General features: G+C 61.5%; 13 protein-coding genes and 1 pseudogene. 5 read left to right on the top strand and 9 right to left on the bottom strand.

Features of this window, described 5'->3' with window-relative positions; genetic code table 11:
- Nucleotides 1-77 precede the first annotated feature (77 nt).
- Nucleotides 78-413 (bottom strand): cupin domain-containing protein, encoded by a 336-nt coding sequence (locus ASD52_RS29135; RefSeq protein ID WP_025427168.1) that lies wholly within the window; start codon nucleotides 411-413, stop codon nucleotides 78-80.
- A 113-nt stretch (nucleotides 414-526) separates the two neighbouring features.
- On the opposite strand from ASD52_RS29135, the gene ASD52_RS29130 reads away from it, so the two are divergent.
- The 5 genes from ASD52_RS29130 (at nucleotide 527) to ASD52_RS29110 (ending at nucleotide 4,825) form a co-directional block, all read left to right on the top strand.
- The gene (locus ASD52_RS29130; protein WP_057214325.1) at nucleotides 527-1,054 is read left to right on the top strand and encodes a MarR family transcriptional regulator; all 528 of its coding nucleotides are present in this window, start codon (nucleotides 527-529) and stop codon (nucleotides 1,052-1,054) included.
- A gap of 227 nt (nucleotides 1,055-1,281) precedes the next feature.
- Complete coding sequence (gene rpsD, locus ASD52_RS29125; protein ID WP_025427166.1) at nucleotides 1,282-1,899, top strand: 30S ribosomal protein S4; 618 nt, start codon at nucleotides 1,282-1,284, stop codon at nucleotides 1,897-1,899.
- Between the two features lie 161 nt (nucleotides 1,900-2,060).
- On the top strand, nucleotides 2,061-3,008 hold the full coding sequence (locus ASD52_RS29120; RefSeq protein WP_025427165.1) for a glutaminase: 948 nt from the start codon (nucleotides 2,061-2,063) through the stop codon (nucleotides 3,006-3,008).
- Between the two features lie 111 nt (nucleotides 3,009-3,119).
- Entirely contained in the window at nucleotides 3,120-4,004 is an 885-nt protein-coding gene (gene ttcA, locus ASD52_RS29115) for a tRNA 2-thiocytidine(32) synthetase TtcA (RefSeq protein WP_025427164.1), read from the top strand.
- Nucleotides 4,001-4,825 carry an inositol monophosphatase family protein gene (locus ASD52_RS29110; RefSeq protein WP_025427163.1) on the top strand — a complete coding sequence of 275 codons (825 nt, stop codon included), beginning with the start codon at nucleotides 4,001-4,003 and terminating at the stop codon, nucleotides 4,823-4,825. Before ttcA ends, ASD52_RS29110 begins: the two co-directional genes overlap by 4 nt.
- Nucleotides 4,826-4,897: 72 nt before the next feature.
- On the opposite strand, the gene ASD52_RS29105 is transcribed toward ASD52_RS29110, so the two are convergent.
- The 8 genes and pseudogenes from ASD52_RS29105 to ASD52_RS29075 form a co-directional block, all read right to left on the bottom strand.
- Nucleotides 4,898-6,190: a multidrug effflux MFS transporter gene (locus ASD52_RS29105; protein WP_025427162.1), complete on the bottom strand. Its 1,293-nt coding sequence runs from the start codon at nucleotides 6,188-6,190 to the stop codon at nucleotides 4,898-4,900.
- 55 nt (nucleotides 6,191-6,245) lie between these two features.
- On the bottom strand, nucleotides 6,246-7,481 hold the full coding sequence (locus ASD52_RS29100) for a multidrug effflux MFS transporter (protein ID WP_025427161.1): 1,236 nt from the start codon (nucleotides 7,479-7,481) through the stop codon (nucleotides 6,246-6,248).
- 392 nt (nucleotides 7,482-7,873) lie between these two features.
- Entirely contained in the window at nucleotides 7,874-8,212 is a 339-nt protein-coding gene (gene grxD / locus ASD52_RS29095) for a Grx4 family monothiol glutaredoxin (protein WP_025427160.1), read from the bottom strand.
- Between the two features lie 135 nt (nucleotides 8,213-8,347).
- The gene (locus ASD52_RS29090) at nucleotides 8,348-8,590 is read right to left on the bottom strand and encodes a hypothetical protein (protein WP_025427159.1); all 243 of its coding nucleotides are present in this window, start codon (nucleotides 8,588-8,590) and stop codon (nucleotides 8,348-8,350) included.
- Between the two features lie 7 nt (nucleotides 8,591-8,597).
- On the bottom strand, nucleotides 8,598-8,831 hold the full coding sequence (locus ASD52_RS29085) for a BolA family transcriptional regulator (RefSeq protein ID WP_025427158.1): 234 nt from the start codon (nucleotides 8,829-8,831) through the stop codon (nucleotides 8,598-8,600).
- A gap of 19 nt (nucleotides 8,832-8,850) precedes the next feature.
- Nucleotides 8,851-11,091 (bottom strand): phosphoribosylformylglycinamidine synthase subunit PurL, encoded by a 2,241-nt coding sequence (purL, locus tag ASD52_RS29080; protein ID WP_025427157.1) that lies wholly within the window; start codon nucleotides 11,089-11,091, stop codon nucleotides 8,851-8,853.
- A 196-nt stretch (nucleotides 11,092-11,287) separates the two neighbouring features.
- Nucleotides 11,288-11,428: pseudogene (locus ASD52_RS40455) on the bottom strand (acyloxyacyl hydrolase); the annotation flags it as partial.
- A 148-nt stretch (nucleotides 11,429-11,576) separates the two neighbouring features.
- Nucleotides 11,577-12,995: a PLP-dependent aminotransferase family protein gene (locus tag ASD52_RS29075; protein ID WP_025427156.1), complete on the bottom strand. Its 1,419-nt coding sequence runs from the start codon at nucleotides 12,993-12,995 to the stop codon at nucleotides 11,577-11,579.
- Between the last annotated feature and the right edge of the window lie 26 nt (nucleotides 12,996-13,021).

Raw genomic sequence — 13,021 nt, 5'->3', positions numbered from 1 at the left:
CCGCCCGAGGCTTCAATTCCAAGTATTTGAAGACGAGACGGTACCGATGCACAACGCCACCCGTCGCTTGCGGGGCGTCAAACCCACTCCTGAATCACGCGGTCGGACGCGTGGATGCAGGTCATCTCAAGCCGGGTGTTGCCGCTGTTGACGAAACGGTGCGGCGTGCTGGGATCGACGATGATGATGTCGCCGGCCTTGCCGATGAGCGTCTGCTCACCGACCGTGAACTCCGCCTCGCCCGAATGAATGAGCCAGGTCTCCGGATAGGGGTGAACGTGAAGCGCCGGCCCTTGGCCAGGCTCCGCATCCATCAGGAAAAGCGAAACCGGCGTGCCGTACTGCCCCCCTTCAAAGAGGATCGTCCGGTTGGGGCTCTGTTTCTGCTCTGCACGGGGAATGACATGAAACATGCTGGCCTCCATCGGGGTTGGTTTACCGGTTCGAATGAATTATCTTGACGAGAAGATATTATGTAAAAATATCTTCTCGTCAAGATATATTGCCAAACACCGCGGAGTTGATAATGCAGCATGAGCAAGAGGAGAGGGACCACGTCGACCGGTTGCGCGCGCAATGGGATCGCGAATTGCCGGATCTCGATACGGAGCCAATGACCATCCTCGGGCGGGCCTATCGGCTTTCTAATCTCGTGCGTCCGTCGATCGAGGAAACCTTTGCCTCCTTCGGTCTCGACCGCGGCGAATTCGACGTGATCTCAACACTCCGGCGCTCCGGCCCACCGTATCGCCTCACGCCGACCGACCTTTATACATTGCTGATGATTTCGTCAGGCGGACTGACACATCGACTCGATCGATTACAAAAGGCGGGGCTGATCCTGCGCGAGCGCTCGGTATCGGATGGACGCAGCAGCGTGGTTGGGTTGACGAAGAAGGGCATAGCGCTTGCCGAAGCCGCGTTTCGGGCTGACATGGCGAGCGAGGCGCGCTATATCGCAGGTCTGAAGCCGGAGGAACGCGCAGCACTGGCAGCGCTATTGAAAACGCTGCTTGTTTCCTTGGAAAACCAACAGGCTGGCGACCCTGCCTGAAATGGTGCCGAATACGGTGATTTCGTTTGACAATGGCGGCTGGAAGCCCTAAAGCCGCCCCAACGCCGGGCAGAAATGTCCGGTGTTTCATTTGACATGTCCCGTGGTTTCTCCGGCAGCGTGATCGTGAGAATCCTGTCAGAACTCTCAAAATGGGTTCAGAGGAGGGCGTGTTTCCTTGATCCGGTTTGGCAACAGACCGGTGTAACCGACTGAAAGGAAATGCGATGAGCAAGCGCGAATCGTCCAAGTACAAAATTGACCGCCGTATGGGCGAAAACATCTGGGGCCGTCCGAAGTCGCCGGTTAACCGCCGCGAATACGGCCCGGGCCAGCACGGCCAGCGTCGCAAGTCCAAGCTTTCGGACTTCGGTGTGCAGCTGCGCGCCAAGCAGAAGCTCAAGGGCTACTACGGCGACATCCGCGAAAAGCAGTTCCGTGCGATCTTCGCCGAAGCTGACCGCCGCAAGGGCGACACCCCGGAGAACCTGATCGGCCTGCTCGAATCGCGTCTCGACGCGATCGTCTACCGCGCAAAGTTCGTTCCGACCGTTTTCGCCGCACGTCAGTTCGTCAACCATGGCCACGTCAAGGTTAACGGCGTTCGCGTCAACATCGGTTCCTACCGTTGCAAGCCGGGCGACGTCATCGAAGTCAAGGAAAAGTCCAAGCAGCTCGTTACGGTTCTCGAAGCCGTTCAGCTCGCTGAGCGCGACGTTCCGGATTACATCGAAGTCGACCACAACAAGATGGTTGCAACCTTCGTCCGCGTTCCGGTTCTCTCCGACGTGCCTTACGCCGTCGTCATGGAACCGCACCTCGTCGTCGAATTCTATTCGCGTTAATCCGAGGCTCTGGCCTTGTGAACGATCGAAACCGCCCGGAAACGGGCGGTTTTTTTGTCTCTTCAGATACGTGGCTGTTTGATCTGCCGCGCGTCTTGTTCCGCGACGGGGACTTGGTCGCCTCGGCGGGACAATGGCTCGCGCGACGAAGGGGAAATCGCATGCCGGAGCAGAAGACGCCGCAGGACCTGCAGGCGATCATCGAGGACATTTACCGCGAGCTGACGCCACGGCTCGGCGAGGGCAAGGTCGCCGACTACATCCCACAGCTTGCGCGCGTTTCTCCGAAACACTTCGGAATGGCAATCGTCACCACCGACGGGCAGGTGCACCGGGTCGGCGACGCCGAGGTGCCGTTCTCCATCCAGAGCGTCTCCAAGGTATTCACCCTGACGCTGGCGCTCGGCAAGCACGGTGAGACCATCTGGCACCGCGTCGGCCGCGAACCTTCAGGCTCGGCCTTCAACTCGATCGTCCAGCTCGAGCAGGAAGGCGGCAAGCCGCGCAACCCGTTCATCAATGCCGGCGCGATCACCATCAGCGACCTGATCCTTGCCGGCCACACGCCGCGCGAACTGATCGGCGAGATCGTCCAGTTCGTTCGTTATCTCGCAGATGACGATGCCATCGTCATAGACCACGAGGTCGCGCGCTCCGAGACGGCGACCGGCTTCCGTAATTTCGCGCTTGCCAACTTCATGCGCTCCTTCGGCCGGCTCGATCACCCGGTCGAGCATGTGCTCGGCGTCTATTTCCACCATTGCGCTCTGGCAATGACCTGCAGCCAGCTCGCCAAGGCGGGCCTGTTTCTGGCAGCCGGCGGCACCAACCCGCTGACCGGCCATTCCGTCGTATCGCGCCAGCGGGCCCGACGTATCAACGCGCTGATGCTGACCTGCGGCCACTATGACGGCTCGGGCGATTTCGCCTATCGCGTCGGTCTGCCCGGCAAGAGCGGTGTTGGCGGCGGCATTCTCGCGGTCGCACCCGGCAAGGCCTCCGTCGCCGTCTGGTCGCCGGGCCTGAACGAGAACGGCAATTCGCTGTTGGGATCGCTGGCGCTGGAGATGTTGGCCGCCCGCACCGGTTGGTCGGTGTTTGGCTCCTGATTTCGGACGAAGGGCCGTTTTCCCTTGATCTTGCGGATGGAACGGGGCAAGTGCTGGCCGTGACGTGCCGTGCGCTCTCCTTCCCGAGCCGGCCATTCCAGGATCGTTGCCATGGATCATTCGCCAGCCCTTTCGCCTGACGCAATCGACAATGCCGTTGAAGACGGCGATATCGAGACGGGTCTTCATCCGATCTTCGAACGCATGCCGTCGTCGGTCTCCTTCAACAAGCTGCGCAAGCGGCTCTTGCGGCAGACGCGCCAGGCGCTCGACGATTTCGGCATGCTGAAGGGCGCCAAGCGCTGGCTGGTCGGGATTTCAGGCGGCAAGGACAGCTATAGCCTGCTGGCACTGCTGATGGACCTGCAATGGCGCGGGCTGCTGCCCGTCGAGCTTGTCGCCTGCAACCTCGATCAGGGGCAGCCGAATTTTCCGAAGCATATCCTGCCGGAATACCTGGCCTCGATCGGCGTTAAGCACCGTATCGAGTATCGCGACACCTATTCGATCGTGAAGGAAAAGGTGCCGACAGGCGCCACCTATTGCTCGCTCTGTTCGCGGCTGCGCCGCGGCAATCTTTACCGGATCGCGCGCGAAGAGGGCTGCGATGCGCTGGTGCTCGGCCATCACCGCGAGGATATTCTGGAGACGTTCTTCATGAATTTCTTCCACGGCGGCAGGCTCGCCTCGATGCCGGCGAAGCTTCTGAACGACGAAGGCGACCTGATGCTGCTGCGGCCGCTGGCCTATGCGGCAGAGGACGACTTGGCGAAATTTGCCACTGCCATGGAATTTCCGATCATTCCCTGCGACCTCTGCGGCTCGCAGGACGGCCTTGAGCGCAATGCCATGAAGGCAATGCTTGCCGACCTCGAACGACGCATGCCGGGCCGCAAGGACACGATGCTGCGGGCGCTCGGCCATGTGAACCCCTCGCATCTGCTCGACCCCAAGCTTTTCGACTTCCAGTCCCTCTCACCGGAGCCCAAAGAATGAGCCATTCCGTCGACATCGCCGCCCTTGCCAATCTGCTGCAGGAGGCTGCGGTCAAAGAAATCCTGCCGCGGTTTCGTAATCTCGGCGCGGGCGATGTCCGGATGAAGTCGGAAGCGATCGATCTCGTCACCGAGGGCGACGAGGCAGCCGAGCGCCTGATCAAGGCACGCATGGATGAGATTGCGCCAGGCGCCGTGTTCATCGGCGAAGAATCCGTTGCTGCCGATCCGGCGCTGCTCGACAAGCTGGCAGACGCCGATCTCGCCGTCGTCGTCGATCCGATCGACGGCACCTTTAACTTCGCAGCCGGCCTGCCGCTGTTCGGCGTCATGGCGAGCGTCGTGTCCAAGGGCGAGACCGTTGCCGGCATCATCTACGACCCGCTTGGCAACGACTGGGTAATCGCCGAGAAGGGCTCCGGCGCCTGGATGTGCCGTCCTGACGGCTCGCAGGAGCGCATGTCGGTGACTGCAGGCGTTCCGCTTGAAAGCATGGTCGGCGGCGCCTCGACGGGCTTCTACAGCCAAGAGGCGCGGCGCGAAGTCATGGCCAACTTGGCCAAGGTCCGTATTGCGACCAGCTACCGGTGCGCCGCGCACGAGTATCGCATCCTTGCCGGCGGCTACATCCACTTCTTGATGTACCAGAAGCTGATGCCCTGGGATCATCTGGCCGGCACACTGATCGCGCAGGAGGCGGGTGCCTATGCCGCACGCTTCGACGGCGCGCCCTATCTGCCTGCCCACCTCAATGGCGGCCTGCTGCTGACGACCGACAAGGACAGCTGGGAAACGCTGCGTCGCGAAGTCTTCACCATCTAAACACCGACATCGTCGAAACAGAAAAGCCCGCCTGGAGCGATCCAGGCGGGCTTTTTGTTGGTGAGGTCGATATCACATATGGCCGCCGCCGTGGTCGAGCGAGACATCCTTGTCGCCGGGATGGGTGAAGAGCTTGCCCTTTTCGGCCCAAAGGGTGGCCAGGATCGTCACGAGCCCGAAGAGGGCAAAGCCCCCGAGCAACGGCTGCAGCGTGCCATTGAACAACTGGCCGACGGCGCCACCGAGCAGTGCGCCGCCGGTCGTCGAGACGAAACCGGTGATCGCGGTCGCCGTTCCGGCAAGGTGACCCATCGGCTCCAGGCTGATCGCGGTGAAGTTGGTGGCGATGACAGCGAAGAACATCAGAAGAACCGAGAACATCAGGTAGCTGATGACGAATGCCGGCGTGCCCCAGAGCGACATGGCAAAGCCGATCACGGAAATCAGCGTGAACAGGATCATCGACACGTGCGAGATGCGGCGCATGCCGAAGCTGCGCACGAAGAAGCCGTTGGCGAAATTGGCAACGGCGATGCCGCCGGCAGTGCCGGCAAAGGCGATCGGCAGCCACTCGCCGAGGCCATAGACCTCGCCGAAGATCTGCTGGACGGTGACGATGTAGGCGCAGATGACCGCGGTGAACATCGTCATGCCGATCATGTAGCCGCAGGTGATGCGGTTGGTCAGCACCGTCTTGAAGCCGGATGCGACCGATGAGACGGAAAGCGGCAGGCGCTCTTCCTTCGGCAGCGATTCCTTCATGCGGGCCAGTGCCCAGACGAAGAGGACAGCGCCGACGATGCCGATCAGGATGAAGATCCAGTGCCAGTTGGCGTAGAGGATGACGAGCTGACCGATCGACGGTGCGACGATCGGAACGATCATGAAAACGATCATGACGTAGGACATCACCCGCGCCATCTCGCGACCACCGAAGCAGTCACGCACGATCGCCATGGTGGTGATGCGCACGGCGGCAGCGCCGATGCCCTGGACGAAGCGCAGGACCAGCAGCATTTCGAAACTCTGGGTCAGGGCGGCGGCAAACATCGACACGGTGAAGAAGGCAAGGCCGCCGAGCAGCACGGCGCGACGTCCGAACGTATCGGAAAGGCTGCCGAAGAAGATCTGCGAAAGCCCGAAGCCAAGGAAGAACACGCCGATGACGAGCTGGGTGTCGTTGGAGTTGGCGACGCTCAGCGACTGGCCGATGCTCGGTAATGCCGGCAGCATGCTGTCGATGGCGATTGCCACGCTCGCCGTCATGACGGCAATGGTGATGATGAATTCGACGAGGCCCATATTGAGGCGGGCCGCGCCCGAAACCCCGTCGACATGTTCGGATTGTGTGGTGATCGTGGTCATTGTGCGAACCCGTGAAGAGCAGATCTGGGAGGAATAATCGGCCGGCAGGCTATCGTCAGCCTGCCGGATTGTGTGCCTTGAACAGCTTTCCGCGTTCGGCGATGAGGACGAAGACGACGCCGATCGCCGCGACGGTGAAGTAGCCGATCGCGAGCGGTGTCGCCGTCCCATCGAAAGCCTGGCCGATGAAGGCGCCGATGACGCCGCCGCCGATGGTCTGGGTGAAGCCGAGCACCGAGGAGGCCGTGCCGGCGACGTGGCCGAGCGGCTCCATCGCCATCGCATTGAAGTTCGACGCGATCAGCCCGAACTGGAACATGGCGGCGCCATAGAGCACCACGAACAGCGGGAAGGGCACCGGACCATAAAGCGACGCCGCCATCCAGAGGAAGCTCGCCAGCGTGAAGCCGAGTAGGGCAGCATGCGACAGCGCCCGCATGCCGAAGCGCCGAACAAGCTGCGAATTAGTGAAGGACGCGACCGCCATCATCCCGGCAAATGCCGCAAACACGACCGGAAACCACAGGCCCAGCCCATAGACCCCGACCAGGATCTGCTGGGCAGAGTTGATGAAGCCGAAGAGCGCCCCGAGGATAACGGATGTCGCCAGCGTATAGAACAGCGACAGCCGGTTCGTCAGGACGATCTTGAAGCCGCTGAGGATGACCGAAGGGGTAAAGGCGCGGCGATGATCCGGGTTCAGCGTTTCCTGAAGCCGGAACACCACAAGCGTTGCGATCGTGAAGGCAAAGAGCGCGATGACGACGAAGATCATGTGCCATTCGGCAAAGATCATGATCAACTGGCCGACGCTCGGCGCTATGACCGGCACGATCATGAACACCATCATGATCAGCGACATCACTTCAGCCATGCGACGGCCGCCATAGACGTCGCGAACGATCGACACGGTAATAACACGGGTCGCGGCTGCACCGATGCCCTGGACGAAGCGCAACGCCAGCAGCGCGCCGAAGGTCGGCACGATGACGATTGCGATCGCGCAGACACCATAAATGCCGAGGCCGACGAGCAGCGGCGCCTTGCGGCCGAATCGATCAGACAACGGGCCGAAGAAAAGCTGCGCCACGCCCATACCGATAAGATAGGCGGTGATGACATATTGCCGATGGTTTTCGTCGGTTACACCAAGGCTGGCGCCGATCTCCTGCAGGCCGGGCAACATGATATCGATCGACACGGCATTGACCGCCATCAGCATCGCCATCAAGGCGATGAACTGAAATTTGCTGAGGCCGGGAGCGGCCGCTTCGTCTGTCATGCTCGTCATAGGCAAAATCCTTGCGGCGCGCCGGACGCAACCGAAATAGGTCAAGACCGGAGTTTGTTCCGGAAAGAGGCGACGTCGGCTGGCAAAATGCCGGTCGGCATGTCGAGAACAGTTGAGGGGACGGGCCTGGTCCGGCGCAGCGGTGCAGGCGGCATCCGATGTGAAGCGAAAGGGACTATCGGCGATGGGCAGCCGGGCCAAGCCGGAGCATGGGAACGGGCGAACGCCCTTTCAGGCTGCTTATGCCGCTTTATCGCGACCACTTCATGACAGAGCGTGAGTGTGCTCCGCCTAGTAAAGAACAACGAAAATTAGACGATCCGGATTTAATTCCGGAATCAAAAAAGGCGGTCACCCGCCTTTTCCGACCAGATCGGAGTTGGCGGCCTGACTTAGGCAGCGGCGCCCTTGACCGAGATTCCCTGTTCCTGCAGGTGCGACTGGAGCTCGCCAGCCTGGAACATTTCGCGGACGATGTCGCAACCGCCGACGAATTCACCCTTCACGTAAAGCTGTGGGATGGTCGGCCAGCTCGAATAGTCCTTGATGCCCTGACGCAGGTCCGCGTCGGCAAGGACATTGATGCCCTTGTAGTCGACGCCGATGTAATCGAGAATCTGGACCACCTGGCCGGAGAACCCACACTGTGGGAACTGCGGCGTACCCTTCATGAAGAGCACCACGTCGTTGGTCTTGACTTCGTTCGCGATGAATTCGTGAATTCCGCTCATCTTTTCATCCTTCCTGCGCCCGGTTTCAAGGACCGGATATCGATTGGGCCTTAGATAGCATGCATATCGGTGATTTTCATCACCCAAGTGCAACAAATATTGATGGGCCTCAAGATGTGGTTTTAATACAACTGCTCAGGCCGAACGGCGACGGGTCTTGCTGCGTGCGCTGGCGGTTCGCCGCCGGCTCACCTGTTTCTTGGCCGGCTTTCCGATGGCGGCTTCCAGGATATCCCCTAGAATGCCACCCGTCGCCGCCTTGCGCGTCCGGCGCTTGGTCCGCTTCGTCGCGGTCCGCTTGACGCCGGTCTTCTTCAGGATTTCCTTCAGCGCGCTGTCGACAACGCCACTGACCAGTTCCTTGATCAGGTCGGCCATTCCAGCCTTACTCCGGCGCGCTGGTCTGAAGGGCAAGGGCGTGCAGAACGCCGCCCATGTTGCCCTTCAATGCGTTGTAGACCATCTGGTGCTGCTGCACGCGGGTCTTTCCGCGAAAGACTTCGGCCACGACTTCGGCGGCATAGTGGTCGCCGTCACCGGCCAAATCGCGGATCGTGACCTTGGCGCCGGGAATTCCTGCCTTGATCATGTCTTCGATGTCGCCTGGTGCCATGGGCATGATATGCCAACTCCCTTTATTATTCTGCGGCAGCAGCAGCGTTGCTGGAGCCGTCCATAAAGTCAGGGAACCACGATTCATGGGCCGAGCGCAATTGCTGAATTGCGACGGCGCGCGCTGCACCGAGCTTGACGGCATCGCCGCCGGTCTTGCCGATTTCCGGCAGGGCAACGCCTGCCTTTTCCGCACGGGCGCGAACGGCAGCGACGTTACCGGCCGCAACCGTCAGCACGTAGCGTCCCTGGTCTTCGCCATAGAAAACAGCAATCGGATCATGACCTTCGACCACATCCACGGTCGCGCCGATATCCGAAGCCATCGCCATTTCGGCAACGGCGAGAGCCAGGCCGCCGGACGAGCAGTCATGAACTGATGTCGCCAGACCGTCGACGATCAGCCCACGGACGAAGTCACCGACCTTGCGCTCATGTGCGAGGTCGACATGCGGCGCCGGACCGTCAGTGCGGCCATGGACGTCGCGCATGTAGACCGACTGGGCGATGTGCGAACCGAGGCCTTCCGGCGCGCCGGCAAGCAGGATCGTTTCGCCGGCAGCGGCAAACCGGATGCGCGCCATCTTCGACCAGTCCTTGATCAGGCCGACGCCGCCGATGGTGGGGGTCGGCAGGATTCCCTGGCCGTTGGTCTCGTTGTAGAGCGAGACGTTGCCGGAAACGATCGGGAAATCAAGCGCGGTGCAGGCCTCACCGATGCCCTTGATGGCATGGACCAGCTGGCTCATGATCTCAGGACGTTCCGGGTTGCCGAAATTGAGATTGTCGGTTGCTGCCAGCGGCAGCGCGCCGGTTGCCGTCAGGTTGCGCCAGCATTCGGCAACCGCCTGTTTGCCGCCTTCGAACGGATCCGCCTCGACATAACGCGGCGTCACGTCGGAGGAGAAGGCCAGCGCCTTGCTCTGGTGACCCTCGACGCGCACAACGCCGGCGTCGCCGCCCGGCAGCTGCAGCGAGTTGCCCTGGATCAGCGTGTCGTATTGTTCGTAGACCCAGCGGCGCGAGGAATTGTTGGCCGAACCGACCAATTGCACGAGCGCATCAGCAACGTCCGTCTGCGGGATGTCGTTGGTCGCAAGCGCGGTCGGGACCTTGGCCGGGGTCCAGGGACGGTCGTATTCCGGCGCTTCGTCGCCCAGTTCCTTGATCGGCAGGTTCGCCACTTCTTCGCCCTGATGCAGAATGCGGAAACGCAGGTCGTCCGTGGTCTTGCCGACGATCGCGAAATCGAGGCCCCACTTGACGAAGATCGCCTTGGCGACTTCTTCCTTGGCCGGCTCAAGCACCATGAGCATGCGCTCCTGGCTTTCCGAAAGCATCATTTCGTAAGCGGTCATGCGCTCTTCGCGCACCGGCACGGTGTCGAGGTTAAGCTCGATGCCGAGGTCGCCCTTGGCGCCCATTTCGACGGCCGAGCAGGTGAGGCCGGCTGCACCCATGTCCTGGATGGCGATGACGGCACCCGTCTGCATCAGCTCGAGGCAGGCTTCGAGCAGGCACTTTTCGGTGAAGGGGTCGCCGACCTGCACGGTCGGGCGCTTTTCCTCGATCGATTCGTCGAACTCGGCCGAGGCCATGGTCGCGCCGCCGACGCCGTCACGGCCGGTCTTGGCGCCGAGATAGACGACCGGGAGGCCGACGCCTTCGGCCTTGGAGTAGAAGATCGCATCGCTTTTGGCGAGACCGGCGGCAAAGGCGTTGACGAGGATGTTGCCGTTATAGCGGGCATCGAACTCGACTTCGCCGCCGACGGTCGGAACACCGAAGGAATTGCCGTAGCCGCCGACGCCGGCAACGACGCCGGAAACGAGGTGGCGGGTCTTCGGGTGATCCGGCGAGCCGAAGCGCAGGGCGTTCATCGCCGCAACCGGACGGGCGCCCATGGTGAAGACGTCGCGCAGGATGCCGCCGACGCCGGTCGCAGCACCCTGGTAGGGCTCGATATAGGACGGATGGTTGTGGCTCTCCATCTTGAAGACGACGCAGTCGCCATCATCGATGTCGACGACGCCGGCGTTTTCACCCGGACCCTGGATGACGCGCGGGCCCTTGGTCGGCAGCGTGCGAAGCCACTTCTTGGAAGACTTGTAGGAGCAGTGCTCGTTCCACATCGCCGAAAAAATGCCGAGCTCGGTAAAGGTCGGCTCGCGTCCGATCAGGCCGAGAATGCGCTCGTATTCGTCGGGCTTGAGCCCGTGCGAGGCGATGAGTTCCGGGGTGATGGGGCGGGTGTTGGAAATCGTCATCGTCGACCGTCAAATCCTTCGGGCGGCGCGCAATCCTTCCACGGGATATGGCGCGTGCGAACCGCAACAGACACAGGGGGCGCTTTGCCGCTTCTTTAGCGTATGCTGCGGCGCGGCGCGACAGAAAAATACGGGCGATCAACAACGGTTGCCGCCCTTTTTGATGCCCTCACGCGCCTCAGGTGGTGCCGACCTGTCAGAACTTGTAGCCGAGTGCGAGATCGGCACGGGTCGAGCCATCGTTGGGGCCGCCGCAAAGTTCGGCATGCGAGGCATGCGCCACCGTTGCCGACAGGTTCCAATGCTCGTTTAATCTGAATCCGGCTGCGGCATATTCGCAGGCGCTGTCGAAAGCAAACTGACGAGAACAAGCGACGATGTCGCGAGGCGGTGGGATGAACGAAGAAAAAGCAATGCTGGCATGCCGAATTGTTGAGGCGAATCGATCTACACAAGACTGCTAAAACATACGGGACACCGGGTTATCAGTCGAAACTGTCGTAACCCACTCGTCCGCTGTCGAGCAACCGCCGCAAAGTCTGGAAGCCGTTGCGCACTTCGGCACGGTCGGCCGGTGAGGAAAAGCCGATACGGATACGGTGAAAGACGCGGTCCGCCCGGCCGGCCTTGAATTCGTCCTCGTCGTCGACGAGCACGCCTTCCTGCAGTGCAGCCTGCTTGAATGTGCCGGAAAGCCACGGTTCCGGCAGCTTCATCCAGAGGAAGGGAACGCACGGATGCGAGCTGAACTCGATGCCATCGAACACTTCGCGGGCAATCGCCTCGCGCGCCCGGATCTCTTCGATACCCTTGCCGCGCAGAATAGTGGCCGCTCCGGAAAGCACCAGCCGCGAACACAGCTCCGCCAGGATGAACGGCAGGCCGCCACTGACCATCTTGTGGGCAATGCGAATGCGCTGGCTGAAATGGGGAGGGCAGGCAACCCAGCCGCCGCGCACACCGGCAGCAACAGACTTTGAAAGACCACCAACCAGGAAGGTCCGCTCAGGTGCAAGCTCCGCTAAAGGCGGCGTCGGATCGCCGGTCATGGCGCCGTAGAGATCGTCCTCCACCAGCCAGACACCGTACTTGCGGGCGATATCGGCAATCGCCTGACGCCGGGCGAGCGGCATGACGGCAACGGTCGGATTCTGCGCGCTTGGCATAAGGAAGGCGAGCTTGGGATGCTGCTGCGCGCAGACCCGCTCGAAATCCTCGGGAATCAGGCCGAATTCATCCGATTCCATCAGGGTCGTGCGGCGCCCGATCAAGCCGGCGCTGCGGCTGACCTGGGAATAGGTCAAGGTCTCGAAGGCGATACGATCGCCGGGCGAGGTGACTGCCGCGATCACGGCAATGACAGCCGCGTGCGCTCCGAGCGTCGGCACGATCGTTTCAGGCGAGGGACGAAAGCCGCCGCGCGCCAGCCATTGGCATCCGGCCTCAAACCAGTGATCCGGGAAATTGCGCGCGTAGCTGGCAATGTCGGCGTGGTGATCGCGGCTGATCTCGCTCAAGAGCTCACTCAGGACAAAGCCCTGGCCGATGTCCGGCGCCGCGGTGCTGTCGAAGCGCAATTTGCCGGCGGGTGCAATCAGCGGCCGGGTGCCGGCCAAGGATGTGGTCAGCGGATCGGCCTGCTCGGGCGGGCGGCTTTCCTGGTGATCGAGAACATAGGTTCCGCGCCCGACCTCGCCGCTGACGAGGCCGCGTTCGCGCACGATATTGTAGGCGCGTCCAATGGTACCAATGGTGACACCAATGTCATAGGCGAGATTGCGCTGCGGCGGCAATTTTGCGCCGACGGGCAGGGCGCCTTCGCCAATTGCCTGTTCGATCTGGTCGGCGATCCGCGCATAAAGCGGACCATGACCCTGCTGAATGTCTGGGAGCCAATTTGTCATAGTGACAATTACCTAGATTACACAGC

The sequence above is a fragment of the Ensifer sp. Root142 genome, from assembly GCF_001426785.1.
Classification (GTDB): domain Bacteria; phylum Pseudomonadota; class Alphaproteobacteria; order Rhizobiales; family Rhizobiaceae; genus Ensifer; species Ensifer canadensis.
Note: the sequence above shows the minus strand (reverse complement) of the source record. Positions and strands in the feature narration are given on the sequence as shown.

Bases quoted from the DNA above. Each gene is read 5' to 3' on its own strand.
- rpsD (WP_025427166.1), top strand. From the start codon at position 1,282: ATGAGCAAGCGCGAATCGTCCAAGTACAAAATTGACCGCCGTATGGGC.
- grxD (WP_025427160.1), bottom strand. From the start codon at position 8,212: ATGAGCGGAATTCACGAATTCATCGCGAACGAAGTCAAGACCAACGAC.
- ASD52_RS29120 (WP_025427165.1), top strand. From the start codon at position 2,061: ATGCCGGAGCAGAAGACGCCGCAGGACCTGCAGGCGATCATCGAGGAC.
- ttcA (WP_025427164.1), top strand. From the start codon at position 3,120: ATGGATCATTCGCCAGCCCTTTCGCCTGACGCAATCGACAATGCCGTT.
- ASD52_RS29105 (WP_025427162.1), bottom strand. From the start codon at position 6,190: ATGACCACGATCACCACACAATCCGAACATGTCGACGGGGTTTCGGGC.
- ASD52_RS29075 (WP_025427156.1), bottom strand. From the start codon at position 12,995: ATGACAAATTGGCTCCCAGACATTCAGCAGGGTCATGGTCCGCTTTAT.
- purL (WP_025427157.1), bottom strand. From the start codon at position 11,091: ATGACGATTTCCAACACCCGCCCCATCACCCCGGAACTCATCGCCTCG.
- ASD52_RS29090 (WP_025427159.1), bottom strand. From the start codon at position 8,590: ATGGCCGACCTGATCAAGGAACTGGTCAGTGGCGTTGTCGACAGCGCG.
- ASD52_RS29110 (WP_025427163.1), top strand. From the start codon at position 4,001: ATGAGCCATTCCGTCGACATCGCCGCCCTTGCCAATCTGCTGCAGGAG.
- ASD52_RS29100 (WP_025427161.1), bottom strand. From the start codon at position 7,481: ATGACGAGCATGACAGACGAAGCGGCCGCTCCCGGCCTCAGCAAATTT.
- ASD52_RS29135 (WP_025427168.1), bottom strand. From the start codon at position 413: ATGTTTCATGTCATTCCCCGTGCAGAGCAGAAACAGAGCCCCAACCGG.
- ASD52_RS29085 (WP_025427158.1), bottom strand. From the start codon at position 8,831: ATGCCCATGGCACCAGGCGACATCGAAGACATGATCAAGGCAGGAATT.
- ASD52_RS29130 (WP_057214325.1), top strand. From the start codon at position 527: ATGCAGCATGAGCAAGAGGAGAGGGACCACGTCGACCGGTTGCGCGCG.